Raw genomic sequence first — 19,482 nt, 5'->3', positions numbered from 1 at the left:
AATGAACAATCACAGGGTGAATTTGTTTAAAAAGAATCAATAATTAACAAAATTTTACATATCAATTTTCTGCTGCTTTGACTGTAGATTATACAGATGCTGATAGAGACCACTTTCTTTTTGGAGCAGTTCAAAGTGAGTGCCGCTTTCGGACACGATTCCATTTTCGACAACGATAATTTTATCGGCATCAACAATGGTCGATAGTCGGTGTGCAATAATGATCGAGGTGCGTCCACGCATTAATTCCTCCAATGCCTCCTGTACCTGTCTTTCTGACTCTGAGTCTAAGGAAGAGGTGGCTTCGTCCAGGATAAGAATTGCAGGGTCTTTTAAAAGTGCACGGGCAATGGCAATGCGCTGGCGCTGACCACCGGAGAGTTTAACGCCACGTTCACCAACCAGGGTGTCATAGCCTTCAGGAAAATTTAAAATAAATTGATGTGCGTTGGCTCGTTTCGCAGCTGCTATAATTTCATCTTCTGTAGCCTCGAGCTTACCATAAGCTATATTTTCACGTATTGTCCCGCCAAATAGCAAAACATCCTGTGGTACGATAGCGACCTGGTTGCGGATATCACAAAGTTCAAAATCGGATGCGGGTCTGTCGTCGTAACTTACTTCCCCTTTTTTTGCTGTGTAGAATTGTAGAATCAATGAAGCTATTGTTGATTTTCCGGTTCCACTTGGGCCGACTATGGCGACTTTATCGCCCGCATTGGCTGTAAAGTTGATGTCTTTCAGGATTTCAATATCGGGACGGCTTGGGTAGGCAAAGGAAACATGATTGAAGCTTAGTTTACCAGTCATGGTCTTGTGAATTTCCTTACAAGTCGGCTTCACATTGAGGTTTTCTTGCGGCTCATCTAAAATTTCCAAAATCCGTTCACTCGCTCCTAGGGAACGTTGGATATTGGCATATAGCTCAGGAAAACTACCCATAGAACCTGCTACAAACATCGAATATAGAATGTAGGTCGTGAGGTCGCCTACTGTCATTTCATGGATAGAAACTAATGCCGCTCCATACCAGATGACAGCGATCACAGCTCCGAAAATACAGAAGATAATAAAAGACGCAAAAGCACCCCGGAAGGTAGCTCCTTTGACCGCTAATTTCACGACCGAATCCATCTGATTACTGTAGCGGTTGAATTCGAAATATTCATTCACAAAGGCTTTTACGTTGCTTATCCCCAACAATGTTTCCTGGACAATACTATTTGACTCGGCCATTTTATCCTGTGCCTGCCGCGACAATTCGCGGATGAATTTTCCGAAAATAATAGCAGCCACAACAATGATCGGTAATATACAAAGGTTCATGAGCGCAAGTTTGGGCGATACCCAAACCAAAAGGAATACACCGAAACAAAGACTAATCAACTGTCTTAAGATTTCAGCCAATGTTGTTGTTAACGTATCCTGAATCTGTGAAAGGTCTGCAGACAAGCGGCTGTTTAATTCCCCAACACGACGATTGGCGAAAAATTCGATTGGTAATGAAATGAGTTTGAGGTAGGTGTCCTTGCGTAATGCGGATAGCGTACGTTCAGCAATCTCAACAAAAATTCGTATACGAAAAAAAGAGACGACTGATAGAAAAGACAGAATAATAAAGGCAATTCCACCAATATAATAAACGTGTGGTGCAAGCCATGGATAGGTTTGCTTGCCTTGCGCAGCATCAATCATTGCACCAAGCAAAGCCGGAAAGGCGAGCATGGCCAAACTGGATAATACCAAGAAAAACATGCCGATCCCAAATTTAAACCGATAAGGTTTTAAATAGGTCATCAATTTAGATGCTCTCAATAGGAGCTCCTTATTCAATTTTGGTTTTGGTAGATCTTCTTCTTGTTTATTACCGCTGTTGAATCCTCTTGCCATATCCGCTACTTCAAATTTTGTTGCGAGGACAAATGTAAAGAGATTAAAAATATTTTGCTATCATACTTTAGTCAATTTTTGAACAGAATCGTACTTTTTCTGATTTAAACAGCTGTTTTAAGTAGCTTGTCGTTGTGCAAATGCTTATCGCTGTGGTGCTTTATCCTAAATTTTGTTGTTTCGAAGCTGTTTGTTGCGCTTTAAATTTATAGAGTAAATATCCCAATACGGCGATAATAAGTAAAGCGATATAAAGGAGGATGTTGCTTAGCGGCAGATTCCCGGATGTTTTGTCTCCCTGTGCCCGCAGCTTTTCGTTTTCTTTTTGAAGCTTACTTATGGTTCCAATATAGGCTGAGACCTGCTTGTCGTAATCTGTTGCCAATTGTTGGTATTTATCCTTCTCAAAATCTTTGATTTTCAATAGTTTTTGGGTTTCCAGGAAAATGTTGTTATCTGTGATGACGATATCTTTTAGGATATCAATGCTCTTTTGCATATCACCTTTTGATTTGAAAAGGCCAAAAAGTCCTGTTTTTTGAGTGAGGCTTGTGTCATAAGCCCCGAATTTCTGTTGTCTAGCATCGAGTAGGTCATTTACACGGCTTCGTTGTACCTCAAAAGAGCTGGAGTCTGCGTTGTTTTGCGACTTGGCCTGTCCAAAGAAGCAAAATAGAACGGCGATTGGAAGTAGGAATCTTAAGAATTTCATCATGTATTTGGACGATCTATTTATCAAATGTTTAGTTTAAACTAACGTTCATGGTAAAATTTTATTTTGCCATAAAGCTACATCTACAATTTTAGCCCTATGATCAGTTTGACCAAGGATAAAAAAATGGAGCGAAAGCACTACAAATGAATTTATGAAATTAATCTTTAAATTCTATACGAATTACATTGGAATCGTCATCATGAAGTCCGAGTAGCTGGCTTGCATTACCTTTATTGATGGCGATTTCAAGGTAGTTGGAAATACCAAATAAACAAAGTTTCTCGCCTTCTCCAACTTCGTTGTAATGCCAGGAAAGGTTGGTAATGGTTTCATTGCGTTTGAAATAAAGGACAAAATGACGTCCTTTTTGAACTTTATTGAATAGATCTTTTGAGATATTGGTAATGGCGTTGCCGAAAGCATCAACATAAATGACGTTGCCTCGGATCATGTCTTTATCAAAGATAGGCTGCAAAGTTACTTTTTCGATGAGCTGTTGCATTGAAGTCCCGATTTCTTTCAGTTTGCCCCCCTTGGCAATATGACAAGCGGATTTAGAAAGGATATCTGCAAGCGGAAAGTGAAGATACCGAAGGTCTTGCATTAAGTTGAGCTCATAGAGTTCCTGTGGTTCATTGCCATTCAGCAATAGACTGAAAATACCATTGTCGGCCCCGACGAAATAATGATCGTTGTATTTCATGCCGATATATTTCGATTCTTCATGAAACAAAGTGTTAATTCCGATAATGTGTACAGTTCCTTTAGGGAAATAATGATAAGCGTTACCTAATACAAAGGCCGCACGAGGGATGTTGAACGCGGGAATTTCATGGGTAATATCAACAATATTGGCACCGGACAGCTGCGATAAAAGACTACCTTTTAACGCGGCTTGATAAAAATCTTTGTGTCCTAAGTCTGTTGTTAATGTAATTACTGCCATTATAATCTAAATCCTAGATCGAATTGCTGTCGAATTCCCTTAAATATACCCTTATATTTATCTAAATAGTGGACAAAATTACTATTTATCAGATGATTTATAAAGCTAATTGGATAACTTATTTTGAATCGGTCTTTTTTCGATTGATATACACAAACATAGCGAAGATTTTATGTATAATGAAATCTTTGTGTCCCTTTGTGGTCTGTCTCCATAAGCTTCTAAATCATCGTCGTTTGTACGCTGTATCTTCTTGGTTGTTTCGTTAGAATACGTTAATTTTGAATAGTATTATACAGGAACGATATTGTGTAATGGCTACAATCTAATTAATTCTAAATAGGATAAAATTTGAACGAATTACTAATTGCATTAGATGGTCTGAATTTGCCCATATTATGGGGAGCAGACAATGAGCACTTCGATTATTTGAAGAAGCAATTCCCAAAACTGCGGATTGTAGCTCGCGGAAGTGAAATGAAAGTGTTGGGAGACGCGAAGGAATTAGATCTGTTTGAGCAATCGTTTAAGGAAGTCATGGCTCATCTGGAGAAATTTAACAACGTTACTTTATTGGATTTTGAAAATCTCCTTGGAGCAAGTGCAGGTTCTGCTGTTCAACAAGAAAAAGAACTTGCGGCCAAACATGCAGCCTTTGGATCCGAACCGATCGTTTATGGGCCTAATGGTATTATTGTACGTGCACGTACGGCCAACCAGCGGAAGATGGTGGATAGTATTTCGAAAAATGACATCTTATTTGCTATCGGACCGGCGGGTACAGGAAAGACCTATACAGCGGTTGCATTAGCTGTTCGAGCACTTCGAAATAAAGAAATCAAAAGAATCATTCTAACAAGACCAGCCGTAGAGGCCGGCGAAAATCTCGGTTTTTTACCTGGCGACTTAAAGGAGAAGGTAGATCCCTATTTGAGACCGCTCTACGATGCGTTGGACGATATGATTCCAGCGGAGAAGCTAAAAGGTTATCTGGAAAATCGGACCATTGAGGTCGCCCCTTTAGCGTTTATGCGTGGACGAACACTTGATAACTGTTTTGTGATTCTGGACGAAGCTCAGAATGCAACGGATATGCAGCTGAAGATGTTTTTGACCCGTATGGGGCCAACGGCAAAATTTATCGTTACAGGTGATATGACACAGGTAGATTTACCGAAAAAAAATCAATCTGGATTATCTACTTCGATTCGTTTATTGGAGAATATCGAAGGAATAGACATTATCCACCTCAGTGGTGGAGATGTGGTTCGCCATAAATTGGTTCGCCGCATCCTCGAAGCGTATGGTGATATTTAATATTAAAAGGCAAATCGAGCAGAGCGAGCTCTTAAATCAATGCGCTGCATCTATGAATGCCATTAAACGCAGTCATAAATGAACAATTACTTACATTTGAATTTTACTTTGAACATGAATGCTATAAAAGAAACAAATTTCAATTTCGACAATCAGACTGCTTTTTACAGGGGAAAAGTACGTGACGTATATACGATTGCCAATACTTATTTGGCGATGGTTGCCTCAGATCGTATTTCGGCATTTGATGTGGTACTTCCACGTCCTATACCCTATAAAGGGCAGGTGTTGAATCAAATTGCGGCCAAATTTTTAAAGGCTACGGCTGATATTATTCCAAATTGGGTTGTATCTGTTCCGGATCCAAGTGTAACTATCGGTCAAATGTGTGAGCCGTTTAAAGTAGAAATGGTTATTAGAGGCTACTTGTCGGGACACGCTTGGCGTGAATACGCTGCAGGCAAACGTGAAGTATGTGGTGAGGCATTGCCAGAAGGACTGAAAGAAAATGACAAATTGCCTGAGCCAATTATTACACCGACAACAAAGGCTGCTGTTGGACATGATGAAGATATTTCACGTGCCGATATCTTGAAAAAAGGTATCGTAAGCGAGGAAGATTATGTTCAATTGGAGCAATATACCAAAGCGTTGTTCCAAAGAGGAACTGAAATTGCGGCGCAAAGAGGGCTAATATTGGTGGATACAAAATATGAGTTTGGAAAAAAAGACGGCAAAATTGTGCTGATCGATGAGATTCATACACCAGATTCTTCCCGTTATTTTTATGCAGAAGGCTATCAGGAACGCCAGGATAAAGGTGAGTCACAAAAGCAATTGTCGAAGGAGTTTGTTCGCAAATGGTTAATCGAAAACGGCTTCCAAGGGAAAGACGGTCAGGTCGTTCCGGAGATGACCGATGAGATCGTGGCTTCCATTTCTGAACGTTATATTGAGCTATACGAGCATATCGTCGGAGAGAAGTTTGTGTACCCAGATCAGGAAAACGTACTGGAACGTGTGGAAAGAAATGTGGCAAACGCCTTGAAAACGCTAAATTATTAGTACATTGTATCCTCAAACAAAGGAGATAGACTAATGAAGTATACCATTGATAAGCACGATCGCTATATTGTCATAGAACCTCATGTCGATGTGATTGACGCGGATAATGCCGCTAAACTCAAAGGGGAGTTTTTGTTGCGGAATACGATTGGACAACGGAATATCGTTTTGGATATGATCCACGTTAAGCAAACGGACGAGGTAGGTATCCGTTTAGGCGTGCTTGCCCATCGTTTATGTCAGTCTGTTGGTGGCATATTTATTTTGGTTAATCTTTGTCCAACGTTAATGGATATGGTTCGTGTATCGCATTTGGATAAATCGCTGAAAATAGCACCATCTTTAAAGGTTGCGGAGGATTTAATCTTTGCACACGAATTGGAATCTGAGTATCGGGGGACAATTGAGGATTAATATGAAGTTTGAAGTTCTGATATTAGGAAATAGCTCGGCAACGCCAATGTTTGATCGTCATCCGACTAGCCAAGTGTTGAACTTTAATGAGCAATTGTTTTTGATCGACTGTGGAGAAGGCACACAGATGCAACTCAGCAGATACGGTATCAAAAGCAATCGCATAGCACATATATTTATTAGCCATCTGCATGGGGATCATTATTTGGGCTTGGTGGGGCTGCTTTCATCAATGCACCTTGTCGGCCGAAAAAGTGATCTCCATTTGTATGGCCCACCTGCGTTAAAGGAAATTTTAGACGTGCAGTTTTTGCATTCCGAGACTATCTTACGTTATAATCTTGTTTTTCATCCGATTTCACCGGAACAGCCTGGCGTTATTTTTGAAAACAGAACATTAAAAGTAAGTGCTTTTCCATTAAAGCATCGTATTTCCTGTACTGGCTTTCGTTTTGATGAGGGACCCCGCGCGCGAACATTGCTTGGCGATGTTGTACAGGAATTAAATATACCTACCGCCTATTTTCCGATGATCAAAAAAGGATTTGATTACGTCGATGAAAGCGGTACAGTATATCGTGCAGACGACCTGAGCCTTCCTGCCCCCTTATCGCGCAGTTATGTGTATTGTTCGGATACCGTACGGACGCCAGAATATCTGCCTTATGTGCAAAAGGCTAATCTGATGTATCATGAGTCTACATTCTTGCACGATATGGTTGATCGCGCAAAAGAGACGTTTCACACAACAGCGCTGGAAGCTGGAGAAATCGCCCAGGAAACTCACGCAAAGAAGTTGCTATTAGGTCATTATTCAGCTCGGTACAGAGATTTAAATCCCCTGTTGGAAGAAGCGAGAACTGTATTCCCAAACACGGAACTCTCTGTGGAAGGTAGATGGTTTTCCGTTTAGTTTTTTTTGAATTTTCTCTTACATCCCAACGATGAATGGGTTAAGACCTATGAATAATTGCTTATTATATTGCATATGATGAACAATTTATCTAAGTTTACGGCTCTAATTTTTTTATAATGGATAATCCATTCAACTTAAACAACCTACTACGGGAAAATATTAAGAAGCTCGTACCTTATTCATCCGCAAGAGATGAATTTAAAGGGGAGGCATCCATATTGATTGATGCCAATGAAAATCCTTTTGGATCCCCCTTAAACCATGATTACAACCGATATCCAGACCCTCTCCAACATCAAGTTAAAGCCAAACTTTCTAAAATAAAAGGTGTACCATCAGAGAATATCTTTTTGGGAAATGGAAGTGATGAAGCTATTGATATTTTATACCGTGCATTTTGTACCCCTGGTGTTGACAATGTCATATTAGTTCCGCCAACTTACGGGATGTATGAAGTTTCTGCGAACATCAATGATGTTGCTTTCAAAAAGGTAAACCTTACTGCTGATTACCAGCTGGATTTGGATGGTATTGCCAATGCAATAGACGCACATACTAAACTGATTTTTATCTGTTCTCCAAATAATCCAACAGGAAACTCAATCCGTCGTCAGGATATTGAAACGATCTTGAATAATTTTCAGGGGCTTGTTGTTGTGGATGAGGCTTATATTAATTTTTCTGCTGTCAAGTCATTTACGCAAGAACTTGCTGAATACCCCAATCTAGTGGTATTGCAGACTTTGTCTAAAGCTTGGGGGCTTGCGGCCCTACGCCTGGGCATGGCTTTTGCCAGTAAAGAGATTATAGCTGTTTACAATAAAATAAAACCGCCATACAACATTAATCAGGCTACACAAGATATTGTGTTGGAAGCCTTAGATCAGGTTGATCAAGTCAATGACTGGATCAAGGAGACAGTGGCAGAGCGTGAGAAACTCGTGCGTGAATTGCTTGAACTGGACTATGTGCAGCATATTACACCTTCTGATGCCAACTTTATTTTGGTCAAGATGGAGCAGCCACGTGAAGTTTACGATTATCTAGTTCAGTATGGAATTATCGTTAGAGATAGATCCAAGGTCGAATTATGTGAAGGCTGTCTGCGGATCACTGTTGGAACGCCTGCCGAAAATCAAATATTGTTAGAAAAACTTAATCAAATCAATAAATAATACTATGCCTGAAAACTTAAAACGTGTACTGTTTATAGACCGCGATGGAACATTAATTTTGGAACCTGAAGACGAACAAATCGATTCTTTTACCAAATTAAAATTCTATCCTGGTGCTTTGCAGTATCTTCCACGTATCGCAAAGGAGCTGGATTTCGAATTGATCTTGGTTTCCAACCAAGATGGTTTAGGAACGTCTTCCCATCCGGAGGAGAATTTCTGGCCAGTCCATCATTTTGTGATTGATACGTTTGCAGGAGAAGGAGTAGTGTTTGCCGAGGAACATATTGATAAAACCTTTCCACACGAGAATGCGGAAACCCGAAAACCGGGAGTTGGTATGCTTGGAGCTTATTTTGATACGTCGAAATACGATTTGAGCCAATCCTTCGTCATCGGCGATCGTGTGAATGATGTTAAATTAGCACAAAACCTCGGCGCAAAGGCAATTTGGCTGCGTGCTAACGATCAATTAGGTGTTTTGGAAAACCTTGCGATAGATCCAACTGTTATAGCTTTAGAGACAACAGATTGGAAGACGGTGTATGAATTCCTTAAATTGGGTACGCGCACTGCCGAACATCATCGTAAAACCAATGAAACGGATATTTTTATTCAGTTGAATTTGGACGGTTCGGGTAAGTCTGATATCGAAACGGGATTGCCGTTTTTCGACCATATGTTGGATCAATTGGCTAGACATGGAGCACTTGATTTGACCATTAAGGCGAAAGGGGATCTTCATATCGACGAACATCATACCATCGAAGATACGGGTATCGCACTGGGCGAGGTCTTTTTGAAGGCTTTAGGAGACAAACGTGGAATTGAGCGTTATTCCTATACTTTGCCAATGGATGATTGTTTGGCTCAGGTTGCATTGGATTTTGGTGGTCGCAACTGGATTGTGTGGGATGCGGAATTTAAACGGGAGAAGATTGGCGATATGCCTACGGAAATGTTTTTCCATTTCTTTAAGTCGTTTTCAGATGCTTCACGATCGAATTTAAACATTAAAGCGGAAGGTGACAATGAGCACCATAAGATCGAAGCGATCTTCAAAGCTTTTGCTAAATCTATCAAGAAGGCGGTAAGACGCGATGCCGACCATATGCAATTGCCAAGTACAAAAGGAGTATTGTAAGATGATAGGAATTATTAATTACGGTGCGGGGAATATTTTCTCTTTGACAGCGGCACTGGATCGTGTTGGGCTTACCTATGGTATGGTCAATACCGCAGATGATATCGATCAATACGATCGTATCATCATTCCTGGAGTGGGGCATGCTGGCGCAGCAATGGACAAACTACAGGAATCAGGATTGGTGCCTTATATCAAAAAGCTAAAAAAGCCTGTATTGGGGATTTGTGTTGGTATGCAATTACTGACGGCTTTTTCAGAAGAAGGAAATGCCGAAATGTTAAAGCTATTTCCTTTGAAGACGTTACATTTTGATGTCGAAAAGTCGGGTAAAGTACCACATATGGGCTGGAATAGTGTTTCCGTGCCAGCAAATAGTCCTTTATTTGCACATATTGAAGATCAGACTTATTTTTATTTTGTCCACTCGTACTTTATCGAATTCGATGCGACATATACCGCGGCAAAATGTGTCTATGGACAGCCTTTTTCGGCTGCAATTTCTAAAGACAACTTCTTTGGCGTACAATTCCATCCAGAGAAATCTGGAAAAGCAGGAGAGCAGCTGTTGCTCAATTTTTCAACTATTCAAATTGATTAAAAATATTCGACTATGTATATCATTCCAGCAATAGACGTCTTGGACAAAAAAGTTGTCCGTTTGAGAGAGGGTAACTACAATGACGTTACAACGTATGCGATTAGTTTAGAAGAGCAAATCGAAACCTACCGTGCAAATGGTACGGAACTCGTCCATATCATTGATTTAAATGGTGCAAAAGGAGACTTCAGCAATCAGGCCTATTTATTTGATATCATCCAGAAGACGGATATGAAGATTCAATATGGCGGTGGTGTTAGAAGCATAGAGAAGGTTAAAGAATTGGTAGATGCGGGTGTTTATCGCGTTATTGTCGGAACACAGGCAATCACAAATCCTTCATTTTTGGAGGAACTGGCTACATTGAACGAAGGTAAAGTAAAATATGCCGACCACATCGTTATAGCAATTGACGTTTTGGATGAAGTCATCAAATACTCCGGGTGGCTGGAAAGTTCTCCAATCAAATTGATCGAATATATTGATAAATGCTTGGTTTTAGGATTCTTTAGGTTCTTATGTACCGATATTAGTAAAGATGGTAAATTGGGCGGTGCAGGCGTTGAATTGTACCAAAAGTTGTTAAACCATTCTCCAATTATCAAGTTAATTGCTTCTGGCGGGATCAGTTCAATGGATGATATTCAGAAACTTCAGGAATTGGGCAGTGTAGAATCTGTTGTCGTTGGTAAAGCAATCTATGAAAATAGAATCTCGATCGATGAAATCAAAGATTGGAATTTAAAATCGTTAATCAGATTTTAAAATGCTGGCAAAACGTATAATTCCCTGTTTGGATGTCAAGGATGGGCGGACTGTAAAAGGAGTCAATTTTGTGGATCTGCGCGATGCGGGTGATCCCGTTGAATTGGCCTATGAATATTCTCAACAAGGGGCTGATGAACTCGTTTTTCTGGATATTACAGCGACACATGAGGAGCGTAAAACGACAATTGATTTAGTCAAAGCGGTCGCACGTCAGGTGAATATCCCTTTTACAATCGGCGGTGGTATCAATGAAATCAAAGATGCTGACATCCTGTTGAATGCAGGTGCAGATAAAATTTCCATCAATTCCGCTGCGGTACGTAACCCCGCTCTTATCAATCAGATGGCGGCAGCTTTTGGTGCGCAGTTTGTTGTGGTTGCTGTGGATACTAGATCCATCGAAGGGCAGAATTTTGTCCATCTGAGTGGCGGGCGTATCAAGACGGAATTGAACACAGCAGATTGGATACTTGAAGCGCAGGAACGTGGAGCAGGAGAGATCCTGCTGACGTCAATGGATCATGACGGAACAAAAAATGGCTTTGACAATGGTTTTTTAAAAACAATAAACGACCAGATTCATATTCCACTGATTGCCTCTGGCGGAGCTGGTAATCAACAGCATTTTGTGGATGTTTTTCAGCAAGCTAACGTGGATGCTGCCCTGGCGGCATCGGTCTTCCATTATGGTGAAATATTGATTCCCGATCTTAAAGCTACCTTGCGTCAAAATGGAATTGTCGTAAGATAGGAAACAAGATTGACCAAGGAGAAGTAAGCCATAAACTTGCTGATTGAAATCCTGAGAAGTTAAAACAGAGCTCATGGCTCTTCGAAAATAATTAAAAATTGAAATACTAAAATCATGTTAGATTTTGCAAAAAGTGACGGCCTCGTTCCAGTGATTGTGCAGGACTTCCAAACGTTGGAAGTGTTGATGTTAGGCTATATGAACGAGAAAGCTTGGGAGAAGACACAAGCAGAAAAACGTGTTACGTTTTTCTCCCGAAGCAAAAATCGCCTTTGGACAAAAGGAGAGGAGAGTGGAAACTTTTTGAATGTAAAAAGCATCCATGTTGATTGTGATAAGGACACTGTTTTGATCAAAGCAGAACCAATGGGGCCAACCTGTCATACAGGGAGCAGAAGCTGTTTCAGTACAGACTTCAACCAAAACTTTCTGTTGGAGCTAGAGCGTATTGTCAACCATCGCTATGAACATCCTTCTGACGAATCTTATGTCAATCGTCTGCGTTCTCGCGGTATCAATAAGATTGCCCAAAAAGTTGGCGAGGAAGCCGTAGAAACAGTAATTGCAGCATTGACAGAAACAGATACTGATTTTATCAATGAAACTTCAGACTTACTGTTTCATTTGATCGTATTGTTGCGTGAGAAAGGATTTTCTCTAGAAACAATTGCGAAAAACCTCGAGAGCAGACATCAATAGGTATTTGGACAATGGCATTACCTGGAAAATGGCATTACCGTTGAACAAAATCCGAAGCCGGGAGAAGGCTTTAAGCTAAGATGACAAAATAATCTAAGAAGTGCAGTATATTTGTGGATATACTGCACTTCTTGTTTCTACGGGCTAACAATACGTATTGCTGTATTGATCTTTACTGGATGCATAGCTTGATCAGCGGAGAATTTAGCCCTACAGCATAAAAAATGGGCGTAAAATATGCGATCCGGATAGAGAAAGAGTTTTAGCGAAATTACTATGGATATTACATTAAAATCGACATTACCAGGACATCAAAACCCTATTTTTTGTGTAGAAAAGGGCTATTATACGCATACATTTTTTACGGCTGGTAACGATAAGGGCGTTGTCGAATGGGATATTGAGCAGAATGCATTTAAGCGTATTCTCTGCGCGGTAAGTTCATCGGTTTACGCTTTACGGTTGATAACGGGTACGCCGATTCTGGCCATAGCATTGCGCGAGGGCAAGCTGCTTTTTGTACATGTTGAAGAGCAAAAGCTTGTAGCAAGCATACAACTGAGCACCAAAGCTATTTTTGCATTGGCTTATATGTCCTGGAAAAATGAGCTTTTGGCAGTAGGTGAAGAGGGGACATTGTATGTCATTGATTTGGAAACTTATAAAAGTATTTACGAGAAGCGTATATCCCCAACAACAATTCGAGCAATTGCAATTGATGAAGGACTTGGACGAATAGCATTGGGCGATAAAGATGGAAAGGTTTATATGTTGGACAGTGCTGACTTTCATGTTATTAATGATTCAAAATTGCATAGTATGCCCGCTACGTCGCTGGCATTTATCCATAATAAATTGCTAAGCGGTGGAAGGGATGCGCAATTGGTGATTTCAGATCCAAATCAATTGACAACTAATTTTTCCTTTGTACCTCATCTTTTTACCGTATACGGAATATATCCCCATCCTGAAGCGCCAGTTTTTGCAACTGTCAGTCGCGATAAATCGTTGAAATTTTGGTCCACAGCCGATTTTGCACTATTGAAAAATATGAGCCGCGAGAAGATGCAAGATGGCCATCATTTATCTGTAAATGCAGGAGCATGGTCCGAAAATGGACAATATTTCTTTAGTGTCGGTGACGACAAATTAGTAAAAGTCTGGGAATTTCATTTATAAAAGATTGGGCAGAAGGTACGGACTAACTGAGCAGATAAAAAAATAGATTTCCTCTGTAGCGAATTCATAATTATATCGTTAACTATGGTAATTATAAATTTAATTGACCTTATAGTTATATTTTATGAAAAGAATTTGGCTTATCTTATTAGGCTGTATAGCGCTTTCGAGCTGTGATAAAATCGAAAGTAAAGGAATGTATCTGACTCGAGTGCCCATATTCGAAACAATGGAAAGTATACGGGCTAAAGCTAATCCCGTGAGCAGCCCCACGACAATTGTTCAAACTGGAAAGATCTATATTTATCAAGATTACCTGTTTATTAATGAGCCGGGTAAAGGTATTCATATTTTTAATAATGTCGATCCGTCAAAACCTCTGGCGATATCGTTCCTGAGTATACCTGGCAATGTGGATCTTGCGGTTCTAGATGGAAAGCTGTATGCTGATAGTTTTACAGATCTATTGACCTTCGATCTCGAAAACCCTGCATCTCCCAAATTATTGACACGGAATAAGGATGTGTTTAAGATGTTGCTTCAAATGGATTACTTCAATAACAGTGCCGATCGCATCATTACAGGATTCCGAGATAGTCTGGTAAGCTATAGCCAAAAAGATAAATATTCACCTTATGACCGAAAAGAACCTCTCTATAACGAGACCAATTCGGGATCAGGACAGGGCGGATCCATGGCGCGATTTACCATTGCGAATAAACACCTCTATGCTGTAGATCAAACGACATTACACCTTTTTAACGTACAGAATGCAAGTAAACCGGCCTATGTAAAGGATATCAAAATAGGCCCTGGTATCGAAACAATTTTTCCCTTTAAAAATAGCCTGTTTATCGGTTCCAATACAGGCATGGTGATTTATGATATCACGACGGCATCTGCTCCCGTAGAACTGTCACGTTATGCACATATTCGTGCCTGTGATCCTGTCGTTGTCAATGAGAAATATGCCTTTGTAACTTTACGTGCAGGCGTGGTATGTGGTGGACAACAAAATTTGTTGGAAGTTATCGATATCCAAGATTTGACAAAACCGATGTTGAAAAATACCTTCACTTTGGAGAATCCCTATGGCCTGGCGCTAGCAGACAAAACCTTATATGTCTGTGATGGAAAATTCGGATTGAAGTCATTCGATGCCAGTGATGTTAGCCAAATAGGTAATAAGCTTTTAGAAACTCACAAAGATCTGATGAGCATAGATGTTATCGCTGGACCAAAATCGCTGATCGTTGTTGGAGAAAAAGGTGTACATCAATATGATTATAGCAATAAGGCCAAATTGAAGGAATTGAGCATTATTCCTGTTATTAGATCCAATTAAGAAACTATTTCAAGAGCTTCATTATTCTGATATGAAAAGACTTTCGATTGCCATTTTGGCTCTTCTCGGGTATTTAACTGTTGATGCCCAAACAAAAAAATATACAAATCATAATGAATTTTCGGTTATTACTTATGGCCCTGCCTTTCTCGAATCTGGATTTGGTCTGCATACATTCCATGGGGTGCAGCTCCATGAAAATATCGCTCTGGGTTTAAATACAGGGGTGGATAGGTATCCTGTAAACAATGAAGGATCAAAATGGTTTTTACCACTCTCAGCCAGAGTGAATTATGTGGAATTCCCTGACAGAAAACGTAGTTTTTTTGCAGGATTGGATTTAGGCTATAGTTTTGCTTTCTTAAATAAAAATCTAGTCGAGAGCAATTTAAAATATGAATATCAGGGCGGCTTGTTGGTAAATCCACAGCTGGGTTGGCGCTTTAAATTTAAGAATTCAGCGAAATATTGGTCTTTGGCAACGGGATACCGGTATCAGCACTATAGCCGAAAGGATACTTATACGCGTCCCTCAGCAAACTTACCACACACTAGCATAGGGTATGGAATAACACAAATGGATAAAAAATATGATCTGCACCGTTTTACTTTACAGGTAGGATTTGGTTTTTAGGTATCGATCGGATGTTTTTTTGGATTAACAGGTGTCGATAGCTTGAATTATAAAAAAATAGCGTAAGTATACGGTTCGTTTTTCAAATCTAGACCGATACTTACGCTATTTCACTCTTCAGTTGTAGAGCTTACTTATTCGTTGTCTAAAAGCTGTAATATCTGCGTAAGGTATTTCTCATCGACTTCATCAAAACTATTTAATTCACTGCTGTCAACGTCTAGCACACCGATAATCTGTCCCTGTTTAAAAACGGGTAGCACTATTTCGGACCGCGAGAGCGAACTACAGGCAATGTGTCCCGGAAATTGCTCCACATCAGGAACAATCAATGTTTTTTCCTGTGCCCAAGCACCCCCACATACGCCACGACCTTTTTTTATACGTGTGCATGCAACGGGTCCCTGAAAAGGGCCTAATACGAGCTCGTCTCCATCCACAAGATAGAAACCAACCCAGAAAAAATTGAATTGTTCTTTCAGTGCAGCAGCGATGTTAGCCAAATTGGCAATTTGATTAGGTTCGCCTTGCAATAGTCCTCCGATCTGAGGAAGTAAATTTTGATATTGTTCTTCTTTGCTACCTTTAGCTATTTGTAAATCCTCTGCCATAAAAATCTATGTAAAAAAAATAATCATGCATTTGCTATCAGGATTACAATTGCCAAGCATGTTTTGCCTGTCCGGAAGGCTTCACGGCATATTGCGTTCCAACCTGCATGAAATGAAAAAGCGCTAATACGCTGTTCAAAGTTAACAGAATATTAGCGCTTTCGCATCAGGCAAATGTTATTATTTCTTGGTGTTGATAATGTTCACCCGAATGTAGTTGCTTCTTTTGCCGGAAGGCGTTACAACAACGGCTTTGAAAACACGTTCCTTGCTATTAGGAACCGTAATTTTCACTGGACCTGTATATTCTAAATCCAATTCTGAAGGATCATAGTTGTCCAATGTGTAATAAATTTTGGCCCCTTCAACAGATGGTTTCAAACCTCTGATCGTATATTCCGAAGCATATACGGTGGTATCTGTTATGCCATATACTTCCGGTACACGATAGAATGTATTGGTTTGGTCAAGTTTAGCCAGCTGATTTGCTGCACGCTGTTCTGAGAAATTTTTCCAGTTCTTTTTCTCTGGCTGAGTCCAGGCAATTTCAGAAAGCGCTAAAACGCGCGGTAGCACTGTAAATTCGACTTTATTGGATGATCCAATATACTCTGTCCAAATATTTGCTTGTACACCTAAAACGTGTTTTTTGTTGTTCTCAGCAATTTTGCTAGGCATTGGGTCAGACGAATATACTTTGCTCAATGTGGAAAGTCCGCCGATACTTAAAGGTTCTCTGTTTTGATCAGGACCTTGTTTGTGATCAAAATATAGACCATAGCTGTTTGCCGTAATGATCACATCGTGACCTTGATTGGCTGCATCAATTGCACCTTGATCGCCTCTCCAGCTCATGACAGTCGCATTAGGCGCTAAACCGCCCTCTAAGATCTCATCCCATCCAATGATACGTTTACCTTTACTATTGATGTATTTTTCCATACGTTGGATAAAATAGCTCTGTAACTCATGTTCATCTTTGAGGTTGTTATCTTTGATTCTTTTTTGACAAAATGGACATGTTTTCCATTTTGTTTTTGGACACTCATCACCACCGATGTGGATATATTCGCTAGGGAATAAGGGAATGACTTCATCAATTACATCTTCTAACAATTTGAATGTTTCTTCTTTTCCGGCACAGAAAACATCGTCAAACACTCCCCAAGTCTGAGCAGCTGTATAAGGTCCTGGCTTATCACCACAGCCCAATTCTGGATAAGCCGAAAGTGCTGCTAGTGCATGCCCTGGCATCTCGATTTCGGGTATAACCGTTACATATTTAGCTTTTGCATAAGCAACCACTTCTTTGATTTGGTCCTGGGTATAGAAACCACCATAAGGTGTGTTGTCATAATCGCCATCTGTCTTGTAGTTACCCAGCAGTGTTTGCTTGCGGTAACCGCCAATTTGAGTCAATTTTGGATGTGATTTGATTTCTATACGCCAGCCTTGGTCGTCTGTCAAATGCCAATGAAACGTATTCAATTTGTAAGATGCCAGAATATCAATGTATTTTTTTACAAATTCTACAGGAAAGAAGTGACGGCCAACATCGAGATGTAATCCACGATAGGCAAAACGCGGTTCATCCTGGATTGAAGCTTGTTGAATTTCTATGCTGGCCTTTTTATCTACAGGTAGCAGTTGGATCAACGATTGCATACCATAAAATAGACCGGCAGCTTTTCCGCTAATAGTTGCGCGGTCCGAACTTATGTTAAGTTCATACGCTTCAGCATTAGTGGATTTTGCGTTTTTGGAGGAGAAATAGATCGTATTGCTGCTCGCTGATTTCACTACTGATAAATTGAGATTGTAGTTGCTTTTTAGGAAATCCTGAAACAGCGTTGCAACTTTTTTGTCCTCTTCGCTATCAAAGGCGATTTTGGTGTTAGCGTTGATTTTAAACGTGCCATTTTTAATTTGAACCTGTTGCGGTAATGGCACAATGTTCAAGGTAGCATCTTTCTTTTCTTGCGCAAATACTGCTGCTCCTACACTTAGAGCCAGCGCAAGTGAAAATAGTTTCTTCATGCGTGAGATTATAACTGAAATAAGAAGTCCTAAAAATAGGTGAATAAATACGTTTTAGCAAAGAGAAAATGTAACAAATAGGGTATGAAAACACTGTTAAAAGTGTTCTTGGGCACTTAGAAGTGTTTTGGGTAATAGCCTGTTTGAAGTAGATCAATCGTTTGTTTAGCCTGTTAAAGCTGACATTTTACTTCGAGGAATGCGATCTAAATTCGCGTAAAAAAAATGTGCTTTTTAACTGTTTTTTCTTTTTATGGCCGGATGATCTACCCATAAATATCATTTGCTGTGCAGGCGGCTGATTTAGACGATTGAAGCGATAGAGGAGATAACAACCTTGGACCATCTTCTGACGACAGCCATTTTTAATCTGTTATTACGACTTAATTTATAGGTATGTTAAACGGATCTTATAGGGGCTTATCCGAATAAGGTCCGAATGAGGTCCCTATAAAGTCCCTATTAGCTCCTTATAATTTATGGATATATTGTTTTGATGCTTTATATTTGAAGCACTGTGAATAGCGACCGATTTGTAGCAAAACTGAGGTTCGGGAAATGACAAAGGAACCCGAAGGTTCCTTTATATCTTTTACGCTACAGCATTAACAACATGTATTCATCATCCAATGATTGATATCGGATATGTTCAGCAAATGTTTATGCATTAAAGTCGTTTCAGTGCTAATTTGATCATATCTTCTACGGAAAGATTGCTTTCGGTCTTTAAAATGGTATTTAACACCTTCTCTGCCGCGGCTTTGTTGAATCCGAGCATAACCAGCGCTGATAAAGCTTCTTCTGGCACAGATTGGGATTGGATAGGTGATGCCAAGGCTTCGAAGCCCTGTTTTTTTAATTTATCCTGAAGTTCCAATATAAGACGTTGTGCTGTTTTAGGGCCGATTCCTTTAATCTTTTGAATTAGGGCAACCTGGCCATTGACGATGGCAGACTGGATCTCATCCGGTGTGTTTGACGATAGGATCATACGGCCTGTATTTGGGCCAATACCGGAAACAGAGATCAAATTTTCGAATAATTTTTTCTCGCCTTCTGTCGCAAAGCCATAAAGCGTGTGTGAATCTTCCCGAACTTGAAATGAAATAAATAGTTTACAATTTTCCTGATCCTTGATTTGGGAGAAGGTATAGAGAGAGATGTGGACATAATAACCAATCCCACTCACATCGATAACAACATGAGTGGGGGCTTTATATGCTAATTTTCCATTGAAATATTCGTACATAGTATACGAATATAGGAAGATTTTAA

At 40.0% G+C, this 19,482-nt stretch carries 19 protein-coding genes; 13 read left to right on the top strand and 6 right to left on the bottom strand.

The window, feature by feature from the left end; genetic code table 11:
- Positions 1–54 precede the first annotated feature (54 nt).
- From HS960_RS17515 to HS960_RS17505, 3 genes are all read right to left on the bottom strand, one after another.
- Positions 55–1,890: an ABC transporter ATP-binding protein gene (locus HS960_RS17515; RefSeq protein WP_182330247.1), complete on the bottom strand. Its 1,836-nt coding sequence runs from the start codon at positions 1,888–1,890 to the stop codon at positions 55–57.
- A gap of 160 nt (positions 1,891–2,050) precedes the next feature.
- A complete protein-coding gene (locus HS960_RS17510; protein WP_153847485.1) occupies positions 2,051–2,605 on the bottom strand; it encodes a hypothetical protein in 555 nt (184 codons plus the stop codon).
- A 157-nt stretch (positions 2,606–2,762) separates the two neighbouring features.
- A complete protein-coding gene (locus HS960_RS17505; protein ID WP_046672337.1) occupies positions 2,763–3,551 on the bottom strand; it encodes an SAM hydrolase/SAM-dependent halogenase family protein in 789 nt (262 codons plus the stop codon).
- A 351-nt stretch (positions 3,552–3,902) separates the two neighbouring features.
- Between HS960_RS17505 and HS960_RS17500 the strand changes: the two genes are divergently transcribed.
- From HS960_RS17500 to HS960_RS17440, 13 genes are all read left to right on the top strand, one after another.
- On the top strand, positions 3,903–4,868 hold the full coding sequence (locus HS960_RS17500) for a PhoH family protein (RefSeq protein ID WP_153847484.1): 966 nt from the start codon (positions 3,903–3,905) through the stop codon (positions 4,866–4,868).
- Between the two features lie 114 nt (positions 4,869–4,982).
- Entirely contained in the window at positions 4,983–5,933 is a 951-nt protein-coding gene (locus HS960_RS17495; RefSeq protein ID WP_153847524.1) for a phosphoribosylaminoimidazolesuccinocarboxamide synthase, read from the top strand.
- A gap of 33 nt (positions 5,934–5,966) precedes the next feature.
- Positions 5,967–6,347, top strand: a complete 381-nt coding sequence (locus HS960_RS17490) for an STAS domain-containing protein (RefSeq protein WP_075990983.1) — start codon at positions 5,967–5,969, stop codon at positions 6,345–6,347.
- A 1-nt stretch (position 6,348) separates the two neighbouring features.
- The gene (locus HS960_RS17485) at positions 6,349–7,260 is read left to right on the top strand and encodes a ribonuclease Z (protein WP_159730662.1); all 912 of its coding nucleotides are present in this window, start codon (positions 6,349–6,351) and stop codon (positions 7,258–7,260) included.
- Between the two features lie 119 nt (positions 7,261–7,379).
- Complete coding sequence (hisC, locus tag HS960_RS17480; protein ID WP_120333585.1) at positions 7,380–8,438, top strand: histidinol-phosphate transaminase; 1,059 nt, start codon at positions 7,380–7,382, stop codon at positions 8,436–8,438.
- Positions 8,439–8,442: 4 nt separating this feature from the next.
- Entirely contained in the window at positions 8,443–9,582 is a 1,140-nt protein-coding gene (gene hisB / locus HS960_RS17475) for a bifunctional histidinol-phosphatase/imidazoleglycerol-phosphate dehydratase HisB (protein ID WP_153847482.1), read from the top strand.
- A gap of 1 nt (position 9,583) precedes the next feature.
- Positions 9,584–10,183: an imidazole glycerol phosphate synthase subunit HisH gene (gene hisH, locus HS960_RS17470; RefSeq protein WP_153847481.1), complete on the top strand. Its 600-nt coding sequence runs from the start codon at positions 9,584–9,586 to the stop codon at positions 10,181–10,183.
- Between the two features lie 12 nt (positions 10,184–10,195).
- Complete coding sequence (locus tag HS960_RS17465; RefSeq protein WP_075990987.1) at positions 10,196–10,948, top strand: 1-(5-phosphoribosyl)-5-[(5-phosphoribosylamino)methylideneamino]imidazole-4-carboxamide isomerase; 753 nt, start codon at positions 10,196–10,198, stop codon at positions 10,946–10,948.
- A gap of 1 nt (position 10,949) precedes the next feature.
- Positions 10,950–11,702, top strand: coding sequence for an imidazole glycerol phosphate synthase subunit HisF (gene hisF, locus HS960_RS17460; RefSeq protein WP_153847480.1), 753 nt, complete (start codon positions 10,950–10,952; stop codon positions 11,700–11,702).
- A gap of 114 nt (positions 11,703–11,816) precedes the next feature.
- A complete protein-coding gene (gene hisIE, locus HS960_RS17455; protein ID WP_075990989.1) occupies positions 11,817–12,401 on the top strand; it encodes a bifunctional phosphoribosyl-AMP cyclohydrolase/phosphoribosyl-ATP diphosphatase HisIE in 585 nt (194 codons plus the stop codon).
- A 276-nt stretch (positions 12,402–12,677) separates the two neighbouring features.
- Entirely contained in the window at positions 12,678–13,580 is a 903-nt protein-coding gene (locus tag HS960_RS17450) for a WD40 repeat domain-containing protein (RefSeq protein ID WP_153847479.1), read from the top strand.
- Positions 13,581–13,704: 124 nt separating this feature from the next.
- Entirely contained in the window at positions 13,705–14,925 is a 1,221-nt protein-coding gene (locus tag HS960_RS17445) for an LVIVD repeat-containing protein (RefSeq protein WP_153847478.1), read from the top strand.
- Positions 14,926–14,956: 31 nt separating this feature from the next.
- The gene (locus tag HS960_RS17440; RefSeq protein ID WP_182330245.1) at positions 14,957–15,559 is read left to right on the top strand and encodes a hypothetical protein; all 603 of its coding nucleotides are present in this window, start codon (positions 14,957–14,959) and stop codon (positions 15,557–15,559) included.
- 134 nt (positions 15,560–15,693) lie between these two features.
- Here the strand turns inward: HS960_RS17440 and HS960_RS17435 are convergent, their stop codons facing one another.
- The 3 genes from HS960_RS17435 to ruvA form a co-directional block, all read right to left on the bottom strand.
- Entirely contained in the window at positions 15,694–16,170 is a 477-nt protein-coding gene (locus HS960_RS17435) for a GAF domain-containing protein (protein ID WP_153847476.1), read from the bottom strand.
- 180 nt (positions 16,171–16,350) lie between these two features.
- Positions 16,351–18,207: a beta-N-acetylhexosaminidase gene (locus HS960_RS17430; RefSeq protein WP_153847475.1), complete on the bottom strand. Its 1,857-nt coding sequence runs from the start codon at positions 18,205–18,207 to the stop codon at positions 16,351–16,353.
- Positions 18,208–18,874: 667 nt separating this feature from the next.
- Positions 18,875–19,456: a Holliday junction branch migration protein RuvA gene (gene ruvA, locus HS960_RS17425; RefSeq protein ID WP_153847474.1), complete on the bottom strand. Its 582-nt coding sequence runs from the start codon at positions 19,454–19,456 to the stop codon at positions 18,875–18,877.
- Positions 19,457–19,482 lie beyond the last annotated feature (26 nt).

The organism is Sphingobacterium paramultivorum (assembly GCF_014109745.1).
GTDB lineage: Bacteria > Bacteroidota > Bacteroidia > Sphingobacteriales > Sphingobacteriaceae > Sphingobacterium > Sphingobacterium paramultivorum.
The sequence above is the reverse complement of the archived record's forward strand: the minus strand, read 5'-3'. Positions and strand labels throughout refer to the sequence as shown.

What these genes read in the sequence shown, in the direction of transcription:
- HS960_RS17510 (WP_153847485.1), bottom strand. Translation starts at nt 2,605, where the DNA reads ATGATGAAATTCTTAAGATTCCTACTTCCAATCGCCGTTCTATTTTGC.
- hisF (WP_153847480.1), top strand. Translation starts at nt 10,950, where the DNA reads ATGCTGGCAAAACGTATAATTCCCTGTTTGGATGTCAAGGATGGGCGG.
- hisH (WP_153847481.1), top strand. Translation starts at nt 9,584, where the DNA reads ATGATAGGAATTATTAATTACGGTGCGGGGAATATTTTCTCTTTGACA.
- HS960_RS17505 (WP_046672337.1), bottom strand. Translation starts at nt 3,551, where the DNA reads ATGGCAGTAATTACATTAACAACAGACTTAGGACACAAAGATTTTTAT.
- HS960_RS17465 (WP_075990987.1), top strand. Translation starts at nt 10,196, where the DNA reads ATGTATATCATTCCAGCAATAGACGTCTTGGACAAAAAAGTTGTCCGT.
- HS960_RS17485 (WP_159730662.1), top strand. Translation starts at nt 6,349, where the DNA reads ATGAAGTTTGAAGTTCTGATATTAGGAAATAGCTCGGCAACGCCAATG.
- HS960_RS17450 (WP_153847479.1), top strand. Translation starts at nt 12,678, where the DNA reads ATGGATATTACATTAAAATCGACATTACCAGGACATCAAAACCCTATT.
- hisC (WP_120333585.1), top strand. Translation starts at nt 7,380, where the DNA reads ATGGATAATCCATTCAACTTAAACAACCTACTACGGGAAAATATTAAG.
- HS960_RS17440 (WP_182330245.1), top strand. Translation starts at nt 14,957, where the DNA reads ATGAAAAGACTTTCGATTGCCATTTTGGCTCTTCTCGGGTATTTAACT.
- HS960_RS17445 (WP_153847478.1), top strand. Translation starts at nt 13,705, where the DNA reads ATGAAAAGAATTTGGCTTATCTTATTAGGCTGTATAGCGCTTTCGAGC.
- HS960_RS17430 (WP_153847475.1), bottom strand. Translation starts at nt 18,207, where the DNA reads ATGAAGAAACTATTTTCACTTGCGCTGGCTCTAAGTGTAGGAGCAGCA.
- HS960_RS17495 (WP_153847524.1), top strand. Translation starts at nt 4,983, where the DNA reads ATGAATGCTATAAAAGAAACAAATTTCAATTTCGACAATCAGACTGCT.
- HS960_RS17515 (WP_182330247.1), bottom strand. Translation starts at nt 1,890, where the DNA reads ATGGCAAGAGGATTCAACAGCGGTAATAAACAAGAAGAAGATCTACCA.
- hisIE (WP_075990989.1), top strand. Translation starts at nt 11,817, where the DNA reads ATGTTAGATTTTGCAAAAAGTGACGGCCTCGTTCCAGTGATTGTGCAG.
- ruvA (WP_153847474.1), bottom strand. Translation starts at nt 19,456, where the DNA reads ATGTACGAATATTTCAATGGAAAATTAGCATATAAAGCCCCCACTCAT.
- HS960_RS17435 (WP_153847476.1), bottom strand. Translation starts at nt 16,170, where the DNA reads ATGGCAGAGGATTTACAAATAGCTAAAGGTAGCAAAGAAGAACAATAT.
- hisB (WP_153847482.1), top strand. Translation starts at nt 8,443, where the DNA reads ATGCCTGAAAACTTAAAACGTGTACTGTTTATAGACCGCGATGGAACA.
- HS960_RS17490 (WP_075990983.1), top strand. Translation starts at nt 5,967, where the DNA reads ATGAAGTATACCATTGATAAGCACGATCGCTATATTGTCATAGAACCT.